At 67.4% G+C, this 19796-nt stretch carries 20 protein-coding genes; 12 read left to right on the forward strand and 8 right to left on the reverse strand.

Annotated features, from left to right (window positions below):
- Positions 1 to 105: 105 nt before the first annotated feature.
- Positions 106 to 954: an NAD(P)H-binding protein gene (locus OHA42_RS11035; protein WP_406236661.1), complete on the reverse strand. Its 849-nt coding sequence runs from the start codon at positions 952 to 954 to the stop codon at positions 106 to 108.
- Between the two features lie 80 nt (positions 955 to 1034).
- Here OHA42_RS11035 and OHA42_RS11040 point away from each other — a divergent pair, with 80 nt between their 5' ends.
- Positions 1035 to 2000, forward strand: coding sequence for an AraC family transcriptional regulator (locus OHA42_RS11040; protein WP_406236662.1), 966 nt, complete (start codon positions 1035 to 1037; stop codon positions 1998 to 2000).
- Positions 1997 to 2419 carry an acyl-CoA thioesterase gene (locus OHA42_RS11045; protein ID WP_406236663.1) on the forward strand — a complete coding sequence of 141 codons (423 nt, stop codon included), beginning with the start codon at positions 1997 to 1999 and terminating at the stop codon, positions 2417 to 2419. The genes OHA42_RS11040 and OHA42_RS11045 overlap by 4 nt, the downstream gene beginning before the upstream one ends.
- A gap of 90 nt (positions 2420 to 2509) precedes the next feature.
- On the opposite strand, the gene OHA42_RS11050 is transcribed toward OHA42_RS11045, so the two are convergent.
- Entirely contained in the window at positions 2510 to 3313 is an 804-nt protein-coding gene (locus OHA42_RS11050) for an SDR family oxidoreductase (RefSeq protein ID WP_406236664.1), read from the reverse strand.
- Positions 3314 to 3469: 156 nt separating this feature from the next.
- Positions 3470 to 4003, reverse strand: coding sequence for an Lrp/AsnC family transcriptional regulator (locus OHA42_RS11055; protein WP_328409767.1), 534 nt, complete (start codon positions 4001 to 4003; stop codon positions 3470 to 3472).
- A gap of 145 nt (positions 4004 to 4148) precedes the next feature.
- Between OHA42_RS11055 and pdhA the strand changes: the two genes are divergently transcribed.
- The 5 genes from pdhA (at position 4149) to OHA42_RS11080 (ending at position 8363) form a co-directional block, all read left to right on the forward strand.
- Positions 4149 to 5261, forward strand: a complete 1113-nt coding sequence (gene pdhA / locus OHA42_RS11060) for a pyruvate dehydrogenase (acetyl-transferring) E1 component subunit alpha (RefSeq protein ID WP_406236665.1) — start codon at positions 4149 to 4151, stop codon at positions 5259 to 5261.
- Positions 5258 to 6232, forward strand: a complete 975-nt coding sequence (locus OHA42_RS11065) for an alpha-ketoacid dehydrogenase subunit beta (RefSeq protein WP_406236666.1) — start codon at positions 5258 to 5260, stop codon at positions 6230 to 6232. The genes pdhA and OHA42_RS11065 overlap by 4 nt, the downstream gene beginning before the upstream one ends.
- A 28-nt stretch (positions 6233 to 6260) precedes the next feature.
- Complete coding sequence (locus tag OHA42_RS11070; RefSeq protein WP_406236667.1) at positions 6261 to 7625, forward strand: dihydrolipoamide acetyltransferase family protein; 1365 nt, start codon at positions 6261 to 6263, stop codon at positions 7623 to 7625.
- 14 nt (positions 7626 to 7639) lie between these two features.
- Positions 7640 to 7783, forward strand: coding sequence for a hypothetical protein (locus tag OHA42_RS11075; protein WP_406236668.1), 144 nt, complete (start codon positions 7640 to 7642; stop codon positions 7781 to 7783).
- 85 nt (positions 7784 to 7868) lie between these two features.
- Positions 7869 to 8363, forward strand: coding sequence for a nucleoside 2-deoxyribosyltransferase domain-containing protein (locus tag OHA42_RS11080; RefSeq protein WP_406236669.1), 495 nt, complete (start codon positions 7869 to 7871; stop codon positions 8361 to 8363).
- A gap of 4 nt (positions 8364 to 8367) precedes the next feature.
- Here OHA42_RS11080 and OHA42_RS11085 read toward each other — a convergent pair whose 3' ends face one another.
- Entirely contained in the window at positions 8368 to 9570 is a 1203-nt protein-coding gene (locus OHA42_RS11085) for a benzoate/H(+) symporter BenE family transporter (RefSeq protein WP_406239281.1), read from the reverse strand.
- Between the two features lie 499 nt (positions 9571 to 10069).
- Here OHA42_RS11085 and OHA42_RS11090 point away from each other — a divergent pair, with 499 nt between their 5' ends.
- On the forward strand, positions 10070 to 10888 hold the full coding sequence (locus OHA42_RS11090; protein ID WP_406236670.1) for a sulfurtransferase: 819 nt from the start codon (positions 10070 to 10072) through the stop codon (positions 10886 to 10888).
- 255 nt (positions 10889 to 11143) lie between these two features.
- Here OHA42_RS11090 and OHA42_RS11095 read toward each other — a convergent pair whose 3' ends face one another.
- The gene (locus tag OHA42_RS11095) at positions 11144 to 11506 is read right to left on the reverse strand and encodes a hypothetical protein (protein WP_406236671.1); all 363 of its coding nucleotides are present in this window, start codon (positions 11504 to 11506) and stop codon (positions 11144 to 11146) included.
- Positions 11507 to 11698: 192 nt separating this feature from the next.
- Here OHA42_RS11095 and OHA42_RS11100 point away from each other — a divergent pair, with 192 nt between their 5' ends.
- Both OHA42_RS11100 and OHA42_RS11105 read left to right on the forward strand, forming a co-directional pair.
- Positions 11699 to 14629 (forward strand): DEAD/DEAH box helicase, encoded by a 2931-nt coding sequence (locus OHA42_RS11100; protein ID WP_406236672.1) that lies wholly within the window; start codon positions 11699 to 11701, stop codon positions 14627 to 14629.
- A complete protein-coding gene (locus tag OHA42_RS11105; RefSeq protein ID WP_406236673.1) occupies positions 14626 to 15393 on the forward strand; it encodes a hypothetical protein in 768 nt (255 codons plus the stop codon). The genes OHA42_RS11100 and OHA42_RS11105 overlap by 4 nt, the downstream gene beginning before the upstream one ends.
- Positions 15394 to 15400: 7 nt before the next feature.
- On the opposite strand, the gene OHA42_RS11110 is transcribed toward OHA42_RS11105, so the two are convergent.
- Positions 15401 to 15889 carry an LIC_13387 family protein gene (locus OHA42_RS11110; protein WP_406236674.1) on the reverse strand — a complete coding sequence of 163 codons (489 nt, stop codon included), beginning with the start codon at positions 15887 to 15889 and terminating at the stop codon, positions 15401 to 15403.
- 74 nt (positions 15890 to 15963) lie between these two features.
- On the opposite strand from OHA42_RS11110, the gene OHA42_RS11115 reads away from it, so the two are divergent.
- Both OHA42_RS11115 and OHA42_RS11120 read left to right on the forward strand, forming a co-directional pair.
- Positions 15964 to 16494: a TetR/AcrR family transcriptional regulator gene (locus tag OHA42_RS11115; RefSeq protein WP_406236675.1), complete on the forward strand. Its 531-nt coding sequence runs from the start codon at positions 15964 to 15966 to the stop codon at positions 16492 to 16494.
- Positions 16495 to 16762: 268 nt separating this feature from the next.
- Positions 16763 to 17527 carry a helical backbone metal receptor gene (locus OHA42_RS11120; protein ID WP_406236676.1) on the forward strand — a complete coding sequence of 255 codons (765 nt, stop codon included), beginning with the start codon at positions 16763 to 16765 and terminating at the stop codon, positions 17525 to 17527.
- A gap of 106 nt (positions 17528 to 17633) precedes the next feature.
- Here the strand turns inward: OHA42_RS11120 and OHA42_RS11125 are convergent, their stop codons facing one another.
- The gene (locus tag OHA42_RS11125; protein ID WP_406236677.1) at positions 17634 to 18041 is read right to left on the reverse strand and encodes a DUF3224 domain-containing protein; all 408 of its coding nucleotides are present in this window, start codon (positions 18039 to 18041) and stop codon (positions 17634 to 17636) included.
- A gap of 223 nt (positions 18042 to 18264) precedes the next feature.
- The gene (locus tag OHA42_RS11130) at positions 18265 to 19761 is read right to left on the reverse strand and encodes a flavin-containing monooxygenase (protein ID WP_406236678.1); all 1497 of its coding nucleotides are present in this window, start codon (positions 19759 to 19761) and stop codon (positions 18265 to 18267) included.
- Between the last annotated feature and the right edge of the window lie 35 nt (positions 19762 to 19796).

Consider the following 19796-nt stretch of genomic DNA (forward strand, 5'->3'; position numbering starts at 1 on the left):
CCCGGCTGTAGCGGGTCGGAACCGGACACTGTCGGCTCGCTACGGTCCGGGCGGGTGGATCGCGCCGTCGCGATCCGCCCACCCGGTGACAGACTTCCCAATTCCCTACTGGCCCGGTGTGTTCCAGACCCCGGAGACCGCCGCATCCCGGACGTACTCGGAGAAATCCTTCGGTTGTCTGCCGAGCGCGCGGTGCACGCCGTCCGCGGTTGCGGAGTTCCTGCCGTCCAGCACCGTGCCGAACAGGTAGTCGAGCAGGCTGACCACATCGGCGGGAACTTGGTATTCGGTCAGTGCCGCAATGAAATCGGTCCGGGACAGCGGGATATAGGCGATCTCGCGCGCGGTTGTCGCCGCGATCTCGGCGACGGCCTCGGCGAAGGTCAGCGCGCGCGGTCCGGTCAGCTCGTAGACCTCGCCCTTGTGCCCGTCCTCGGTGAGCGCGGCGACAGCCACGTCGGCAATATCGTCGACGTGCACGAACGGCTCGGGAACGTCACCGTTGGGCAGCGCGACCTCACCGGCGAGCACATAGTCGGTGAAGGCGCCCTCGCTGAAGTTCTGGGCGAAGAAGCTGCAGCGCACAACGGTCCAGTCGAGGCCGGAATCCCGCACGATCTGCTCGCATTCCAGTGCCTCCGGTTCGCCGCGGCCGGACAGCAGCACGAGCTTTCTGACGCCGGCGGCCCTGGCCGCGGCGGTGAACGAGCGAATGGCCACCGGTGCGCCGGGTACGGCGAGGTCGGGCTGGTAGGCGATGTACACCGCGTCGACACCGGTCAATGCCGGAGTCCAGGTGGCGCGGTCTTCCCAATCGAACGGAACATCCGCGGTGCGGGAGCCGATCCGGACCGGATGACCGGCCGCACGTAGTCGGGTCACGATGCGGCTGCCGGTCTTGCCCGTGCCGCCGGTGACGAGGATGAGGTGCTGGTGAGCGGTGCTGTTTGTCATGGTTCGAGTACATCGGCCCAGCGCGAGACGGGACATAGTTCAGCGGCTCATGATCATGTGTATTCGTCTACTGTTGTCGTGTGGATGCGCTCGCCAGTCTGCTCGAAGGTCCACGCGCCAGAGGTGCGTTCGTCATGTGCTCGCTGCTCGACCCGCCGTGGTCGCTGCGTATTCAGGACCAGGCCCCGCTGACGGTGGTGTCGATGATCCGGGGCACCGCGTGGGTGATGACCGAGCCGGGTGGAAAGCCTGCCGCGCCACGGAAGCTGAGTGCGGGTGATGTCGCCATATTCCGAGGACCCGACCACTACACACTCGCGGACGATCCCGCCACCGAACCGCAGATCTATATCGATCCCGGCAATGTCACCAAGACTCCCGACGGTGAAATCCTTTGTGAGACATTGAGTCTCGGCACACGTCAATGGGGCACCAACGCGGCTGGCGCCACCATGATGGTGACAGGTACTTACGAGTCCGCAGGCGCGGCAAGCCAACGACTGCTGCGCGCTCTGCCACCGGTCGTCGTGTTGTCGCGCGGCGACCTCGACACCCGGCTGCTCGACGTGCTCGTCGACGAGGCCACCAAGGACGAGCCCGCCCAGAACGTGGTCCTGGACCGGCTGCTCGATCTGGTGCTGATCGCGGCGCTGCGCGCCTGGTTCGCCCGCAACGACGCACCGGCCTGGTATCACGCCTACAGCGACCCGCTGGTCGGCAAGGCGCTGCGGCTGCTGCAGCACAACCCGGCACACGGCTGGACGGTGGCGAGCTTGGCAGAGGCGGTCGGCGTATCGCGGGCCGCGCTGGCCCGCCGCTTCACCGACCTGGTCGGCGAACCGCCGATGGCATTCCTCACCGAATGGCGTCTCGCACTCGCCGCCGACTATCTCCAGGAGTCCGACGCCACCATCGAATCGATCGCCCGCCAAGTAGGCTACGGCAGCGCCTTCGCGCTGAGCACCGCGTTCAAACGCCACTTCGGCGTCAGCCCACGCGACCACCGTCAGGGCGCGACCCCGGCTGAGCTATCGTCGGCCGGGTGACCCAGCAGTATCCAGTCCTTTGGCCGGTGCCGACCCGGTGGGCCGATAACGACCACTACGGGCACGTGAACAACGTGACGTACTACTCGTATTTCGACACCGCGGTCAATGCGTGGCTGATTCAGGCCACCGGCACCGATATTCGGGAGCTGCCCGCGCTCGGTGTGGTCGCCCAGACTTCCTGCCAGTACCTCGGGTCGCTGAGTTTTCCCGACCAACTCCAGGTCGGCTTACGCATTTCCCGGCTCGGGCGCTCCAGCATCACCTATGACCTGGCGATCTTCCGCGAAGACGGCGACGCGCTCGAGCTTGCCGCCACGGGCAGCTTCGTGCATGTCTACGTCGACGCCGAGACCCGAAAACCGGTAGAGATTCCCGAGGTCATCCGAACTGCTGCCGCCACGCTCGTCACCGAGTAGGCCTTCCGGCAGGCGCGGGCCCTCAGGCTGTCGGCGGTAATGAAATTGGGGCAGGTCTCCGGGACCACCATTCGACTGCCCTCGGTACCGCTAGCTCTGTAGGGCGGATTGGAAGCGGCGCATGCCTTCGAGCCAGCGGTCGTAGTCGGCGCCCTTGTGGCGGTACATTTTCAGGACCTCGGGGTGGGGGAGGATCAGGAAGTGTTCGGCGTCTACGCCTGCGAGGATGACCTCGGCGACCTGCTCGGGTGTCAGCACGGCACCTGCGGTGGTGACGGCTTTGACGGCGAGTTCGCCGGCGGCGGCGTCCTCAGGGATGAGCCCGCCGCGGAGTAGCTGGGTGTCGACGCCCATCGGGCATACGCAGCTGACACGGATCCCCTTGTCTCCGTAGGTGACCGACAACCATTCGGCGAAGCCGACGGCGGCGTGCTTGGTCACCGAATAGGGTGCGGAGCCGATTTGGGTGAGTAGTCCGGCCGCCGACGCGGTGCTGACGAAATAGCCGCTGCCGCGCTCCAGCCAGTCGGGCATCAGCAGTCGCGCGGCCCGCACATGGGCGAGCACATTGACTTCCAGCGCGGCCGACCACTGCGCGTCGGTGCTGTCGAGCCCTGGTCCGCCGCCGATTCCGGCGTTGGCGAAATACAGGTTCACCGGACCGAATTCGGCGGCGGCGCGATCGATCAACCCCTGGATCGTCTGCTCGTCGGCAACATCGCCGCCGACCGCCACCGCGCTCGCGCCGATCGAATCGGCGACGCCCGCGACGGCGTTCGCATCCAGGTCGGCGAGCACCACCCGCGCACCGTTCGCGGCCAGCCCTCGCGCCAGCGCAGCCCCGATGCCCGCACCTGCTCCGGTGACGATCGCAACCTTGCCCGAAATCTCCATGCCCGCACCCTAGAACTCGGCGACCACCTCGTACAGCGCGGGATTGGCGGTGGCGTAGGTCGGCGCCGCGGCAAGGCGCTGCTGGAAAGCGGGATTCGTCCCGGCCGCCCGCCACGCCTCGGCGCTGTCCCGCTGCGCTACACGGGCGCGTCGTCGTTACGGACGGATGCCGGGTTCCAGCGCCGACCGCGGGTAGGAGCCCGACCCGGCCAGCCGGTCGAGCAGCGGAGCGGTACGCGGCCCGACCAATTCCCGCATCACCAGCGCCATATTGGTCCGTTCCACGCCGGGGATCTTCAGGATTTGCCCGGCGATCCGGTACAGGTCGTCCGCGTCCTGGGCAACCACCCGGACGGTCAGGTCGGTCGGCCCGGTCATGCCGCACACCTCGGTCACCTCCGGCACCTCGGCAAGTTCGTCGACCACCGAATCCAGCTGATGCTGATCGACGACGACCGCGACGAAGGCCGACAGCGGATAGCCGAGAGCTCGCGCGTGGACCCGCCGCTCGAAGCTGCCGAGCACACCGCTCGCCTCCCAGCGCGACAGCCGAGCCTGCACGGTATTGCGGGACAGCCCGAGCCGGGTGGCCAGCTCCACACCGGTCGCGCGTGGATTGGCGACGAGCTCCAGCAGCAGCCGCGCATCGGTGGCGTCCAGGGTGGCGTCGACGGGTTCTCTACTGGACATACAACGCAGTATGACATTGGTTGCCCTGCTGGAATTGGGCATTCTGCTCACTCGTGTGTCGAACGCTTGCGCAGATCGACATCTGAGGCATGCTGTGTGATATAGGACACACGCGCTCGGCGCCCGTGGTGAGGAGGCGATCACGATGCCAGACAAGTCTGCGTATCCCATTCAATTGATCCAGCCCGACGGCCGTCGCGTGTTCGACCGGGAGTATGCCGCGCTGGTCGCCGATATCGGGCCCGAGCAGCTGCGCGACCTGTACGAAGATCTGGTCGTCACCCGCAGGATCGATATCGAGGCCACCGCACTGCAACGCCAGGGCCAACTCGGACTGTGGGCCCCGATGCTCGGCCAGGAGGCCGCCCAGATCGGCTCGGCGCGGGCACTGCACCCCGACGACTACGCGTTCTGCAGCTACCGCGAGCATGCCGTCGCCTACTGCCGCGGCGTCCATCCCACCGAACTGACCCGGCTGTGGCGCGGCGTCGCACACTCGTGCTGGGATCCGCACGCGGTGAAGATGACCAACCCGAACATCATCGTCGGCTCACAGGGTCTGCACGCGACCGGCTACGCCTACGCCGCCCACCTCGAGGGCGCGGAAATCGCGACCATCGCCTATTTCGGCGACGGCGCAACGAGCCAGGGCGATCTCGCCGAGGCACTCGGCTTCGCCGCGAGCTGGAGCGCGGCGGTGGTGTTCTTCTGCCAGAACAACCACTGGGCGATCAGCTCCCCGGTGCGCATCCAGAGCGCGACGCCGATCGCGCGCCGCGCCTACGGTTACGGCCTTCCCGGCCTCCAGGTCGACGGCAACGATGTGCTCGCGGTGCTGGCGGTGACCAGGCAGGCCATCGCACGGGCCAGGTCGGGCGGCGGCCCGTCGTTCATCGAGGCCATCACCTATCGCATGGGCCCGCACACCACCGCCGACGATCCCACCCGCTACCGCTCCGCCGCCGAGACCGAGGAGTGGAAGCGCCGCGACCCGATCGACCGGCTGCGCAAGCTGCTGGAACGGGAGTCGCTGTGGGACGAGGCATTCGAGCGGCGAGTCGCCGCCCATGCCGACGAGGTCGCGCATCAAGTGCGATCCGCGACGATCGATATGCCCGATCCGGCGCCGATGGAGCTGTTCGAGCACGTCTATGCCACCCCGCATCCGCTGATCACTCAGGAGCGGAGCGAGTACGCGCAGTATCTGGCCGGCGATCCCGGCGATGCTGCGGTGCACGAGGAAGGAGTCCACTCATGATCACCACCTTCGCGGCCGCCCTCAACGCCGGGTTGCGGCGGGCGCTGGAAGACGACCCGAAGGTCGTGCTGATGGGCGAGGACATCGGCCACCTCGGGGGCGTGTTCCGGGTGACCGACACTTTGCAGAAAGACTTCGGCAACAACCGCGTCGTCGATACTCCGCTCGCCGAATCCGGCATCATCGGAACGGCTTTCGGCATGGCGCTGCGCGGCTTTCGGCCGGTCTGCGAGATCCAGTTCGACGGCTTCGTGTATCCGGCGTTCGACCAGATCGTCTCGCATGTCGCCAAGATTCACTTTCGGACACAGGGCAAGGTGATCGCGCCCCTCACGATTCGCATTCCGTTCGGCGGCGGGATCGGTTCGGTGGAACACCATTCGGAGTCGCCGGAGGCGTATTTCGCGCACACCGCCGGACTGCGGGTGGTGACACCGAGCAACCCGGCCGATGCGTATCTCATGATCCGCCAGGCGATCGCGCTGGACGACCCGGTGATCTTCTTCGAACCCAAGCGGCGCTACTGGGACAAGGCCGACGTCGACTTCGCCGCGCCCGACGACATCCCGCTGGACCGGGCGCGAGTGTGCGTACCCGGCGCCGACGCGACTGTTGTCGCCTACGGCGGCACCGTGGCGACCGCACTGACCGCGGCGAAAATCGCTACCGAGGAGGGGCATTCGCTCGAGGTGATCGATCTGCGCAGCCTCTCGCCGATCGACTTCGACACCATCGAGGCGTCGGTCACCAAGACCGGCCGGCTGGTCGTGGTGCACGAGGCGCCGGTTTTCGCGGGGCTCGGCGCCGAAATCGCCGCGCGCATCACCGAGCGCTGTTTCTATCACCTGGAGGCGCCGGTGTTGCGCGTCGGCGGGTTCGACATCCCCTACCCCCCGGCTAAGCTCGAAAAGCACCACCTGCCCGACCCCGACCGCATCCTGGCGGCGGTCGATCGCTCGCTCGCCGCCTGACCTCGCCCGCTCAGTGAGAGGTGCCTCCGTGGCAGATCTGGAATTCCGGCTACCCGACCTCGGTGAAGGGCTCGCGGACGCCGAACTGGTGTCCTGGTCGGTGGGCATCGGCGACACGGTGGAGTTGAATCAGACGATCGCGGAGGTCGAGACTGCCAAGGCCGTCGTCGCGTTGCCGTCGCCGTTCGCGGGGACGGTCGTCGAGCTGCTCGCCCAGCCGGGCGACACCGTGCTGGTGGGCGCGCCACTGATCCGCGTGCGTACCGAGGCGGATGCTCCCGCGCCGACCGCCGCAGAACAAGACAACTCGGTGCCGGACAGTTCGGCGAACGGCACCGGACGCACCGCCGTGCTCGTCGGCTACGGTCCTGAAGGGGAAACGGTTTCCCGTCGCCGCAGGCCTGCTCCCGCCGCAGTGGAACCCGATGCGCCGCAGGATAATACGGTCGCACCGGTGCCGCAGACCGCCCGAGCCGCGGCGACACCAGCGGCCCGCAGGCTCGCCCGCGAACTCGGGATAGACCTCTGGTATGTCGCGGGTTCCGGACCTGACGGCGCGGTGACCGTCGAGGATGTCCGCGCCGCCGTCCCGGTCTCCCAGCCGCGCCCGGCGGCCACGCGCGCCCCGGCTCGGGCAGCGGCGGCTCCGCGGTCGGACAGCGATCAGCACGGCGGCCTGATCCGGCCCGCCGCCCGCGAGGAACGCACCCCGATCAGCGGCATCCGTAAGCGCACCGCGGCGGCCATGGTCGCGAGCGCTCGCACCATCCCGCAGGCGAGCACCTTCGTCACCCTCGACTTCACCGCATCGATGGAGTTGCTCGACCACTTGCGCACCACGAAGTCGTTCCAGGGGCTGACGCTGACTCCGCTCGCGCTGATTGCCAAGTCCGTTCTCGCCGCTCTCGCGGAATTCCCCGATATCAATGCCTTGTGGGACGAAGCGAAGCAGGAGATCGTCACCAAGCATTATGTGAATCTGGGCATCGCGGTAGCCACCGACCGCGGCCTGCTGGTGCCCAATCTCAAGGAAGCTCAGGCACTGAGTCTGCGCGAGCTGTGTCAGGAGATCGGATGGTTGGCCGAAACGGCCCGGTCGGGCAGCGCGACGCCCACCGATCTGCGTGGTGGCACCTTCACCATCACCAACGTCGGAGTGTTCGGTGTCGACATCGGGGTACCGCTGGTCAATCCCGGCGAGGCGGCGATCCTGTGCCTCGGCTCGATCCGCAAGCGGCCCTGGGTGTTCCGCGACGAGGTGGCCGTCCGCTGGGTCACCACCCTCGGCATCGGCTTCGATCACCGCATGATCGACGGTGAGCTCGCCTCCCGATTCCTCGCGACCGTCGCAGGTCTCCTCGAGGACCCGCTCACTCTCCTCGGCCGCATGTAGTCACACATTCGCCGATGCACGGGTACACAGCCGCCACGTCACCGCGGCGAGCGGGCGTAATCCTGGTGGTGCTCGGCGTGCTGCCACGTTTCGGGCGGATTCTGCTCACCGGCGGCGTACCGACCTCGAAATCCGACCCGGTGCCCGTCCCCGCCTGAGTCGCAACCACTTACCCGCTCGCTGATCAGGCCTGTGGTCTCATAGGACCGGTCCCCGAAAGTAAGGCATGGAGGCGGAACGCGCATGAACGACCGAGTCACTGTGATCTGGGCGCGCGAGCCCATCCCGGCCGGGCCGAGTGTGTTCCTCGCCGGCCCGACGCCACGGGACGCCGACACGCCGTCCTGGCGTCCGGCTGCCATAGCCGCCATCGAAGCGCACTGGCGAGGTCCTGGACCACTGCTGGTGCTTGCTCCGGAAACCGGGGGCGGGCTGCGGGAATCGGACTACGACGATCAGGTCGACTGGGAGGTCGCCGGACTCGACAGCGCCAGCGCGATCCTGTTCTGGATCCCGCGGGATATTCGGCGGCTGCCGGGCTTCACGACCAACGTGGAGTTCGGCCTGTATGCCCGCTCGGGCCGGGTCGTCCTCGGGTGTCCGCCGGATTGCCCGAACCCGGAGCGCAACCGCTACCTGGTGTCGACCGCGCGGCGCTATGGGGTGCCGGTGGTCGAAACCCTGACGGACACAGTCACTTCGGCGCTCGCGGTGGTCGGCGCCGCATCCGCACGCTGAGGGTTCAGGACCGAGCCGTGCGTCGGGTGAGGACCTGCCGGACCACCAGTCCGGCGATCAGCGCCCAGAAGGCCGCGCCGATGCCGAGGAAGCCGACGCCGGACGCGGCGATCAAGAAGGTGACGACGCCTGCTTCGCGGTGCTGCTCCGACTTCAGTGCGCCTGCCAATGCCGTGGCCAGGGTGGCAAGCAGAGCAAGGCCCGCAACGGTTTCCAGGGTGCCCTTCGGTGCGGTGGCGATCAGGGTGACCAGTGCGGCCGAGCCGAGCGCGAGGATCAGGTAGCTGACGCCCGTGGTGAAGGCCACGATCCAGCGTCGTTTGGGGTCCGGGTGCGCCGCGGGTGCGGCCGACAGTGCGGCGCTGATCGCGGCCAGGTTGATCGCGTGGCCGCCGGCGGGAGCGCCGAGGATGGTGCCGATGCCGGTCACGCTCATGGCCGCGCGCCATGGCACTTTGTAGCCGAAGGAACTCATCACCGCGATGCCGGGAAGGTTCTGCGAGGCCATGGTGACGATGTAGAGCGGGATTGCGACGCCGATCATCGCCTGCCAATTCCAGTGCGGCAGTGTCAGTTCGATCGAGGGCGCCATCGCGGCGAGATCGAGGTGCTTGTGCTGCACCGTGATGCTGATCCCCGCACCCACGGCGGCGGTCGCGAACGCCGCGATCACCGCCCACCGCTTGGCCACGCGTTGCAGCACCAGCCAGACGACGATCACCGGAACCACCACCGCCGGACTGGTCTGCACCGCTTTCACGGGAGCCAGGCACAGGGGCAAGAGCACCCCCGCCAGCATGGCCTGTGCGATCTCCACCGGAATCGCGGCAACCAGCCCGCCGAGCCGCTGCCACAATCCCGTGATCACGATCAGCACACCGGCGAGGGCGAACGCGCCGACCGCCGCGGCCCAGCCGCCCGCCACCGCGCCGGTGCTCGCGAGTAGCGCGGCCCCCGGCGTCGACCACGCCAGCGTGATCGGCATTCGATACCGATAGCTCAGCAACATCATGCCGACGGCTTGGGTGACACAGATCGCGAGCAGTCCCGACGCCGCCTGCGCCGAGGTGGCGCCGACGGCGGTCAAACCACCGAGCACGACCGCGAACGAACTGGTGAACCCGACCAGAGCGGTGACCACCCCGGCCCCGAGCGGGTGTGCGAGCCCTGTTTCGGTGGACCCTCCCTCGGCCTCGGGCCACCCTATCGGCTCGGGTGACCCGCTCGAACTGGTCAGCTCGGGGGACCTGCTCGAACTGGTCGGCTCTGGTGAAACGCTCGAAGCGGTCGGCATCGTCGGCTCTGGTGAAACGCTCGAAGCGGTCGGCATCGTCGGCTCCGGCGGCACGCTCGAACTGCCCGGCGCTGTCTGCTCATATGAGTCGGTCGGGTCCGGCGGAACCGTTGATCCGGGAAGCGCCGCAGGTTCGTGCGGCATCGTCGAATCCGGCATCGGATCGGTCGTTTCGGACGCCGGGGAAACGTGGGACATCTCCGGGATACTGCCGTCACCGGCCACCGCATGTCACCAGCCAGTGGTCCGGAAGTGGACTGAATTCCGGCCGCGATGTGGGCAAGACCACGGACACGGGGCGGATCGGTACAACCGGCGAGTACTTTCGATCCGCGCGGACACTGCCGCCCGCAACTGCGTAGGGTGGGGAAAGTCGGTGCTCGAGGGTACGGATTCTGAGCGAGGAGCTGTGGTGGGCGCGGTACTTATCTCGGCAGGGGAGTTGCGGGAAGCCTTGGCGGACAAGCAGGTTCGCCTGCTCGATGTGCGCTGGGCATTGGGTGACCCGGACGGCCCGCAGCATTATCTCGACGGCCACATTCCCGGCGCGGTGTTCGTCGACTTGGAGACCGAACTGGCCGCGCCGCCTTCGCCGGCGCGTGGACGTCATCCGCTCCCCGAGGTCGCGCAGTTGGAGAAGTGCGCGCGCAGCTGGGGTGTGCGGACGGGTGATCCCGTCGTCGTCTACGACGCGACCGGCGGCATGGCGGCGGCGCGGGCCTGGTGGCTGCTGCGCTGGGCCGGGATCGCCGATGTGCGGATCCTCGACGGCGGACTGCCCGCGTGGACGAGTGCGGGCGGTGCCATCGCCGCCGGCAGCGAGCCGGATCCCGAACCCGGCGATGTGCACCTCAGCCCAGGGCACCTGCCGACCATCGACGCCGACGTGGCGGCCAAATGGGACGGCGTGCTGCTCGATGCGCGCGCAGGCGAGCGCTTTCGCGGCGAGGTGGAGCCGATCGATCCGCAGGCGGGACATATCCCCGGCGCGCACAGCGCGCCGACCTCGGCGAACCTGGATGCCGCCGGACGCTTCCGCGCGGCGGACGAATTGCGTAGCCGCTTCGCCCAATTCGGTTCCGGGCCGGTCGCCGTGTATTGCGGTTCCGGTGTCACCGCGGCCCATCAGGTTGCTGCACTGGCGGTCGCCGGTGTGCAGGCCGCCCTCTATCCGGGTTCGTGGTCGCAATGGTCGAACGATCCCAAGCGTCCGATCGCCACCGGTAGCTGAGGTTCGATCACGGGCAGGTGCAGGCGACGTCGTGCCATGCGCGTTGTCGGTGGCGGTCACCGGCAGGTCGTATCGATGGCGACGGCGTTGTATCTGCTCGCGTAGGCAGTTGCCTGCACGGGCAGGTGGCAGCATGCGTCAAGAGCAGCAGTCATCGCCGAATGTCGGCAAGGCGTCGGATCTACCCGCACGAACCGACATACGTAGAACCTGGAGATCGTGCGCCCGGGCAAAAAGAATTGCCGCGGGCCGACCTCACAACCAGGCGCGAGCCAGTAACTCGTCGTCGGTGACCTCGCTCGAGCGTGGCGGGAACCTGGTGGCCGCGATGGATTCGACGCGCACGCCGTCATGCCCGATCAGCCACGATCCGCCGCGTTCCTCGCACTCCGCGATCTTGGCGAAAGCGGTGAGCAGAAAGGTGATCGCGTCATGCGGATCCAGTGTGCGGGCCAAGCGCTGTGATTCACCGGGGCGGGACAGGTCGAGCCACACGCCGCACTGTCCGTCCAGTCGCATACCGACGATCTTGGCGGTATTCACGAAGGTGATTTTGCGTCGTTCCCACGGCGTCGTAGGCGTAAAGCTCTGCTCGAGTGCCTGGAGCAGAATCGTCATGCTGCTGCCCTCCGACTTTCATAGATACCTAAAACTCTGTGGTAGATACCTAAGCTTCCCGCTGGCACCCAGTTCCGATTCAGCCACAATGACCAGGGGATATCCCAGTATGTTACGACCGCGCTCAGAAATCCAGGAATCCGGCGCGACGGCCCGCGCAGGCGTGTCGGACCCGCCTGCTTGGATGGATTGATGCTGCACGGTCTGTGGTCGCCGGGATCGGGGTTGCTGCTCTGGCAGCACTCGCCGGTCGTCGCGCTACCCGATCCGCTGGGCAGTGTGCTGCGGACATCGCGATTCCGGCATCGGGCCGAGGTGCTGGTCATCGGGTCGGATGCGGAGCAAATGCCGGTGCCCGGAGTGCCGGCCGAACGCGCGCAGGGGGTGGTCACCGGGCAAGCGCGTGGACATACGGCGGCGCACCTGCGTGCGCACGAGGCGCCGACCCAACAGGTGCGCGCGCACGCCATGGCACCGGCCGCAGCAGCGGGCGCGTTGCGGCAGCGGTTGCCCGCCGAGGCGGTCGCGGGGGATCTGCGCTTCCTCGCCCATGTCGCGCACGGCATCGAACGCTGGGCGCGGGCCGGCCGGATCGTGCCGGAGCTGCGCCGCGACGATGGCCAATGGTGGGTGCGCTGGCGGCTGGTCGGCGGCGAGCGGCAGCGCGCCTGGCTCGCCGAACTTGCCGTGGCCATGCCCCCCGCCCTTCGCGTTGCCGGTCGGCCCGGCGCAGTGCTCGACGACATGGTCGCCGAACTCACCGATCCCATTGCCAGAGAACTGCTCGACCTCGGGGAGTCGACCCATCCGCTGGTGGCCGCGCTGCTCGGTGATGTGGCTCTGGACGGCGGAAGTCACCGGCTGGCCGAGGCACTCGAACGGTGGCGCGCGAGCCTGACCGGTGATGAGCCGAATCTGGTGTTGCGGCTACTGGAGCCGGACGGCGAACTCGGCACCGAGGACGAGGCGGTGGCCCTGTGGCGCTTGGAGGTGTGCCTGCAGACCGAGGGTGAGGCCCCGAGTCCCGTACCGCTGCATGGTGATCCGAGTCTGGTTCGCACCGCGGTGGAAAAGCTGGGGGTCGCGCAACGCGCGTATCCGCGGCTGCGCGACCTGCCGAGTGACCCGCGCGCGCTGGATCTGCTGCTGCCGACCGAGGTGGTCGTCGACCTGGTCGCCCATGGTGCGCACGCGCTGCGGGCGGACGGCATTCGATTGATGCTGCCGCGGGCCTGGAACATTTCGTCGCCGACCATGCGCATGCGGGTGGACAGCGCCGTGCCTGCCGCCGAGAGCACGGTCGGTATGCGCGGACTCGTCTCCTACCGTTGGGAACTCGCGCTCGGCGACACCGTGCTGACCAAGGCCGAGATGCAACGACTGATCACCGCCAAATCCGACCTGGTGCAGCTGCGCGGTGAGTGGGTGCAGGCCGACCACAAGGTGCTCGCCGCCGCGGCCCGCTACGTCGCCGCCCACACTGACGACACCGAACTCACCTTCGCCGATCTGATCGGCGAACTCGGCGCGGGCCATGTCGCGAAGGTGCCGATCACCGAAGTCACCGCGACCGGCTGGGCCGCCGAACTACTCGATCAGGCGCGCGAACCCGAACCGGTGCCAACGCCGATCGGACTGAAGGCGCAACTGCGGCCCTACCAGGAGCGCGGCCTGTCCTGGTTGGCCACCATGAGCCGATTGGGTTGCGGCGCAATCCTTGCCGATGACATGGGGCTGGGCAAGACGGTGCAGGTACTCGCCCTGCTGGTGCATGAGCGCCAAGCGGCGGGCGGGTGGCCTGGCGATGGTGGACAGTCGGTCGACGGTTCGCCCGGTCCGACCCTGCTGGTGTGCCCGATGTCGGTGGTGGGTAACTGGCAGCGCGAGACCGAGCGGTTCGCGCCGGATCTGCGGGTGTGGGTGCATCACGGGGTCGGGCGGCTGGCGGGCGAGGAGTTGGACGCGGCGGTGGCGGACGCGGATCTGGTGATCACGACCTACGCGCTGCTGGCTCGGGATGCCACGGAGCTGGGTCGCAGGCAGTGGGATCGGATCGTGCTCGACGAGGCGCAGCACATCAAGAACGCGGCGACCAGGCAGGCGCGGGCGGCACGGTCGTTGCGGGCGCGGCATCGGCTGGCGCTCACCGGAACTCCGGTGGAAAACCGGCTGGAAGAGCTGCGGTCGATCATGGACTACGCGAACCCGAAGCTGCTGGGCACACCGCAGTCCTTCCGTGCGCGTTTCGCCGTGCCCATCGAACGGGAGCGTGACGAGAACGCGGTCAGCCGCCTGCACATGATCACCCAGCCGTTCGTGCTACGCCGGGTGAAGACCGATCCCACCGTGATCAGCGACCTGCCGGAGAAGCTGGAAATGACGGTGCGGGCCAACCTGACGGTGGAGCAGGCGGCGCTGTATCAAGCGGTGGTCGACGACATGATCGACAAGATCAGGGACGCGAAGGGTATGGCGCGCAAGGGCGCTGTGCTCGGGGCGCTGACCCGCCTCAAGCAGGTGTGCAACCATCCGGCGCATTTCCTCGGCGACGGTTCCGGCGTGCTGCATCGCGGCAGCCATCGCTCGGGCAAGCTGGCCCTGGTGGAGGACGTGCTCGACGCCGTGCTCGCCGACGGCGAGAAGGCATTGCTGTTCACCCAGTTCCGCGAATTCGGCGACCTCGTCGCGCCCTACCTCGTCGAGCGTTTCGGCACCGAGATCCCGTTCCTGCACGGCGGTGTGCCGAAGAAGCGCCGCGACACCATGGTGACCCGGTTCCAGGAGCCCGGCGGCCCGCCGTTGATGCTGTTGTCGCTCAAAGCAGGCGGCACCGGACTGAACCTCACCGCGGCCAATCACGTGGTGCACCTGGACCGCTGGTGGAATCCGGCGGTGGAGAACCAGGCCACCGACCGTGCGTTTCGCATCGGTCAGCAGCGCAATGTGCAGGTGCGCAAGCTGATCTGCGTCGACACCATCGAGGAGCGGATCGACGAAATGATCAGCGGCAAGCGGCAACTCGCTGATCTGGCTATCGAGGCGGGGGAGAACTGGATCACCGAGCTGAGCACCGACGAACTGCGTGATCTGTTCGCCCTCGGGGCGGAGGCGGTGGGCGATTGAGTCCCTACACCGACTACAGCAAGTACGGCAAGCGCCGCCCGGTGTCGGGCGGGGTCGAGGCGCGCAGCCGCCGTGGCGCATTCGGGCACACGTGGTGGGGGAAGGCACTGATCGAGGTGGTGGAGGCGATGTCGGAGCCGGGTCGGCTGGCCCGCGGCCGCACCTACGCCAGATCCGGGCAGGTGGTGAGTTATCGGATCGAGCCGGGCGCGGTGACCGCCGAAGTGCAGGGCAGCCAGCCCCGTCCGTTCACGGCAGTGTTCACCGTCCGACCGCTGCGGGACGAGGAACTCGCGTTGCTCATCGAGACCATCCGCACCGCACCGGGAATGCTCGCCGAGATCGCTTCCGGCGCCTTGCCGACGGGACTCGGCCCGCATCTATTGCCGACCACGGCCGCGGATCTGGATTTCGCCTGTACCTGCCCGGACCCCGGCTGGCCGTGTAAGCACGTCGCCGCGACCTGTTACCTGCTCGCCGAACGGCTCGACGAGCGCCCGCGCGAGATTCTGACGCTGCGTGGGCTCGATCTGGATACGCTCATCGCGGGCATCGAACGGGACCCGAATCCGGCGCAGTCCGATGATCCCTACGGCGACCGGACCGAGCTGCCGAAGCTCCCGAAGATCGAATTCCATTCGGCCATGGATGATTTGGATCCGGTGCTGTTGCGACGAGCGTTGCGCATGACCGCCGAGGACGAACAGATCGCCGCCGCCGGGCTGCGTGATCTGCGCACGCTCTACGAGGAGCTCGGTCGCTGACGGCGCATCACCGCGATCGAACGCCCCGGCTCCCTGCCACGAACACCGCGGTGAAGCACAGGGTCGCCAGGCCGGATATCACGATGACCGGTTCGGGGAAATACAGCAGGGCGATCCAGAAGACGCCTGCTGCCGCGACGACGCAGACGCCGTTGAACAGTGACCAGCGGGCAATCAATTGCGGGGCGGCGCGGACGGCGGAGATCACCACTAGCCCGAAAAGCAGGCCGAGCAGCCCCATTCCGACGCTGTAGCCGGTATTCAGGTCGAAGACGCTGAGCTGTCGGCCACCCTCGATCAAGGTCGTTGTGGTCCGCGCCGACAGCTCGTTGATTGCTTCCTCTGCTGGCGTATCCACGCCGCCGAAGACATGCACCACGAGCAGGTGCGCTAGGCCGATCGCGCCGAGCAGCGCGGCGCCGGTGAAATGGACGGGTGCGGCCCATCGTGCGGAAGTAGTGCTGCTCGATGCGGACGAGGTTGTTATCGCGGTCATCGCGACCTCCATAAACGCGGAAACTCGGGTTGCTCCCAGGAACAGAACAAAAGTTATGTTATAGGCTGGGCGATGTGGCAGGCAAGAGTTCATGGTTGGAATCGGGGCTGGCGATCCTCGGCACAGCGGGGCCGACCGGCCTCACGATCGACAAGCTGGTCGCGGCGACCGGACTCAGCACCGGGTCCTTCTACCACCACTTTTCTGGCATGTCCGGCTATAAGACCGCGCTGCTCGCGTACTTCGAGGAAATGCACACCACCCGCTACCTGCGCGAGGTGCGGGCGGCCGCCGAGCGGCTCGATGGACGCGGCCGGCTCGAGCTGCTGATCGACTTGGTGCTCGAAGACGATGAGCCGGCCAACATAGAAATGGCCGTGCGGGCGTGGGCACTCAACGACCCGATCGCCGCCGCGGCCAAGGAACGCGTAGACAACGCTCGGCTCGGTTTCTTGCGGATTCTTCTGATGGAGTCCGGATATGCGGAGACCGATGCACACGACATCGCGCAGATCCTCTACCTGCTCGTGCTCGGAGCAGGCAGTGTGCTCCCCGCAGTGCCACCGGAGCAGCTTCGCGAGCTCTGTCGTCGGATCGTGGGATGAGCATCGACCGGCGGGCTGTCCGCGAATCAGGCTGTGGCGCAACCGGTTCGGTGGCGGAGATCTCGGGCGTGGACAATCCGGGCGTGATGGGGAGGTGGTTCGGTGGCCATGGCTGCGGATGGACTGGGCGCGATCGGGTGATGGAGGGTAGTTCGGTGATCTCGGGCGTGGACAACCCGGGCGCGATCGGGCGGCGGCGGGTGGTGCTCAGGTCGCCTCGGGCGTGGACAGTCCGGACGTTGTTTCGGTGGCAGCGGGCGGTGATTCGATGACGACGGTCGCAGACGACCTCGGGGTCGAAGTCGTGCTCGCCGGACGGGTACGGCGGGTAGTGTCCCTGGTGCCCTCGCTGACCGAGGCGGTGGCGGCCACCTGCCCGGAAACCCTTGTCGCGGCGACCGATTGGTGCAGTCACCCGGCCGATCTGGATGTCGAGCGTGTCCGAGGAACCAAGAATCCGAACGTTCGCCGCATTGTCGAGCTGGCCCCCGACTTGGTGCTGTGCAACCAGGAGGAGAACCGCCGCATCGATGTCGAACGTCTGCGCAGCGCCGGAATCCCGGTGTGGGTCACCAGGATCGAGACGGTGCCCGCGGCCATCACCTCGCTGACCAGGCTTTTCACCGTTGCCCTCGGCGCCGCGGTGCCGACATGGCTCACCGAGGCCGAATCTTCCTGGGCCGCAATGCCACCCGCGCCCACCCGTAACGCCGTGATCCCCATCTGGCGCAACCCGTGGATGGTAGTCGGCCGCAACACCTTCACCGGCGACCTCGCCCGCCGCCTCGGCCTGAACCTGGTGCACGCCGACCGCCCCGGCCGCTATCCACGCCTCACCGACGACGAACTGACCGCGGATATCGACCTGGCCGTACTCCCCGACGAGCCATACGTCTTCACCGAAACCGACGGCCCCGACGCCTTCCCCGGCATCCCCGTGGCCTTGGTCGAAGGTCGCGCACTCACCTGGTACGGCCCCTCTCTCGCCACGGCCCGCGCTGTGCTTGCCGATCGAATAGACCGCGCGAGTTGACTGCTGTGCGAGGTGATCTCCGGGTGGCTGACGGCGGTGCGCGGGGCACCGTGCGGTCAACGCTGCGTGAGCTGAACGTCGAGCGGTGACCGCGGCGGCGGGTGTCTCAGCCGAGCTCGTAGTCGAACCAGAGGTGGTGGGTGCCGTCTTCGTCCACGGTCAGGCCGCCGGTGCCCTTGATTCCTGCCAGGTCGCCGGTGCCGCTGGTGGGGACGATGATGAAGAACTCGGCCCCGCGGTCGGTCCCGACTGTGGTTGCCGAGTGGGCGAAGTTGAATGTCCCCGCGGCGCCGTTCAGAGTGCCTTCGAAGGACTCCATCGCAACGTATGTACCGACTCCGGTGGCATGGTCGAACGCGGAGGTGAACAACGTTGCCGAGCGTCCCTTGATCTCACCTTCGAATTCTTTCTGGATGTGCGCGATACCGACCGAGAGCGCGGTGGTGATGGCCGGGTCTGGTACGACATCGGTCGGGACGAAGGACGGGACGGAAAAGGTGCCGGTTGCTTTCATGCGGCGAATGGTAACGACCGGCACCGACAAGTGCGGGCTGCTCGGGAGTCCGTGCCCTCGCAGTCGTTCGTCCTATGACAGACCCACTGGCCGCTCCAGGGGTCGAGGGCTCGGATGGGGATCGCCGGCGAATTGTCAGGGCGGTGATCGCAGCCGGACAGGGCCCGATCCTGTCGACAATCGATGGGCCGCCGGTTGCGCCCGTCGGAGCCCACAGCTCGACTCATCGGCCACCCGTGGCGAATCGGTAGTCGGAGAGGTCGAAGTGGCCGCTGCGCCAGGCGGCCTCGACGGTGGTGGACGGACGCAGCGGGACGTCGCCGTGCGCGTCGAAGTAATAGCTGTTGGCCAGCGCGCAGCTGTCCTGCCAGAAGACCTGGCCGTCGCGGCGCGCCAGCATTTCCTGGAAGAAGCGGTCGTTGGCTGCCTTGGTGACCTCCACGAGGGTGGCGTTGGCCGTACGGGCCTGTCGCAGGCAGCGCAGGATGTGCCTGACCTGATACTCGATCAGTGCAAAATACGACGAGCCGTTGTAGCCGTAGGGTCCGATGATGGAAAAGAAGTTCGGAAAGCCGGGCACGCTGACGCCCTCGTAGGCCTGCAATCTATTGTCGTCCCACCACTTTTCGAGATCGCGGCCGCCGACGCCGCGCAGATCGTAAGTCGGCATATTGCCGGATTCCATCACCTTGAAGCCGGTCGCCAGAATGAGCACGTCCGCTGGGTGCTCGATGCCGCTCGACGTGCGGACTCCGGTGGCGGTGATCTCCTGGATCGGGTCGGTTTCCAGCACGACATTGTCGCGGTTGAAGGTGGCCAGGTAGTCGTTGGAGAAGCCGGGCCGTTTGCAGCCGAGACCGTAACGCGGCGTGAGCTTTTCACGGATGACGGGATCGGCGACCTGGCGCCGCAGGTGCGCGAGCCCCGCCCGCTCGGCGAGCTTGGCCATCGGTAGCGTGCCGTAATAGTGCGCCGAGATCGGGAAGGTGAACTCCACGTAGGTCTGGCTGACCAGCCGGGTCAGCGTCCGTCCACCCGGCACGCGTAGCGCCAACCGGACCGGCTTCGGCAGCGGCAGATCCGGTCTGGGCAAACACCAGATCGGGGTGCGCTGAAACACCGTCAGTCGGTCGACCGCCGGTGCGATCTCGGGAATCACCTGGACCGCGGACGCGCCGGTCCCGATGATCGCGACACGCTTGCCGCGCAGATCCTGCCCGTGATCCCAGCGCGAGGTGTGCATGGTGACACCGTCGAAATCGGCGACGCCTGGGATATCGGGCAGCTTCGGCCTGGTCAGCACGCCGGTCGCGCTGATGAGGAAGCGTGCGGTGAGCTCGGTGCCGTCCCCGGTGTGCAATCGCCAGCAGTGCAGGTCTTCGTCGAACTCGGCCTCGGTAATCGTGGTGCCGAACCGGATCCGAGACCGCAGCTCGTATTTGTCCACGCACGATTCGGCGTACGCCTTCAGTTCCCGCCCCGGCGCGTACACCCGTGACCAGCTGGCCCGCTGATCGAAGGAGAACTGGTAGCTGAACGACGGTATGTCGACGGCGACACCGGGGTAGGTATTCCAATGCCACGTCCCGCCGACCCCATCGGCTTCATCCACGATCAGGAAGTCGTCGAACCCCGCCTCCCGTAGCTTTATCGCCGCGCCGATCCCCGAGAACCCGGCCCCGACGACGATCACCTGGTGATCGATCGCGTTGCTGCTCATGCGACCTCCTTTGGCCTGCGAGTTCACCTCGCCCT

Origin of the sequence: Nocardia sp. NBC_01009 (assembly GCF_045208035.1) — a bacterium.
Lineage (GTDB): Bacteria > Actinomycetota > Actinomycetes > Mycobacteriales > Mycobacteriaceae > Nocardia.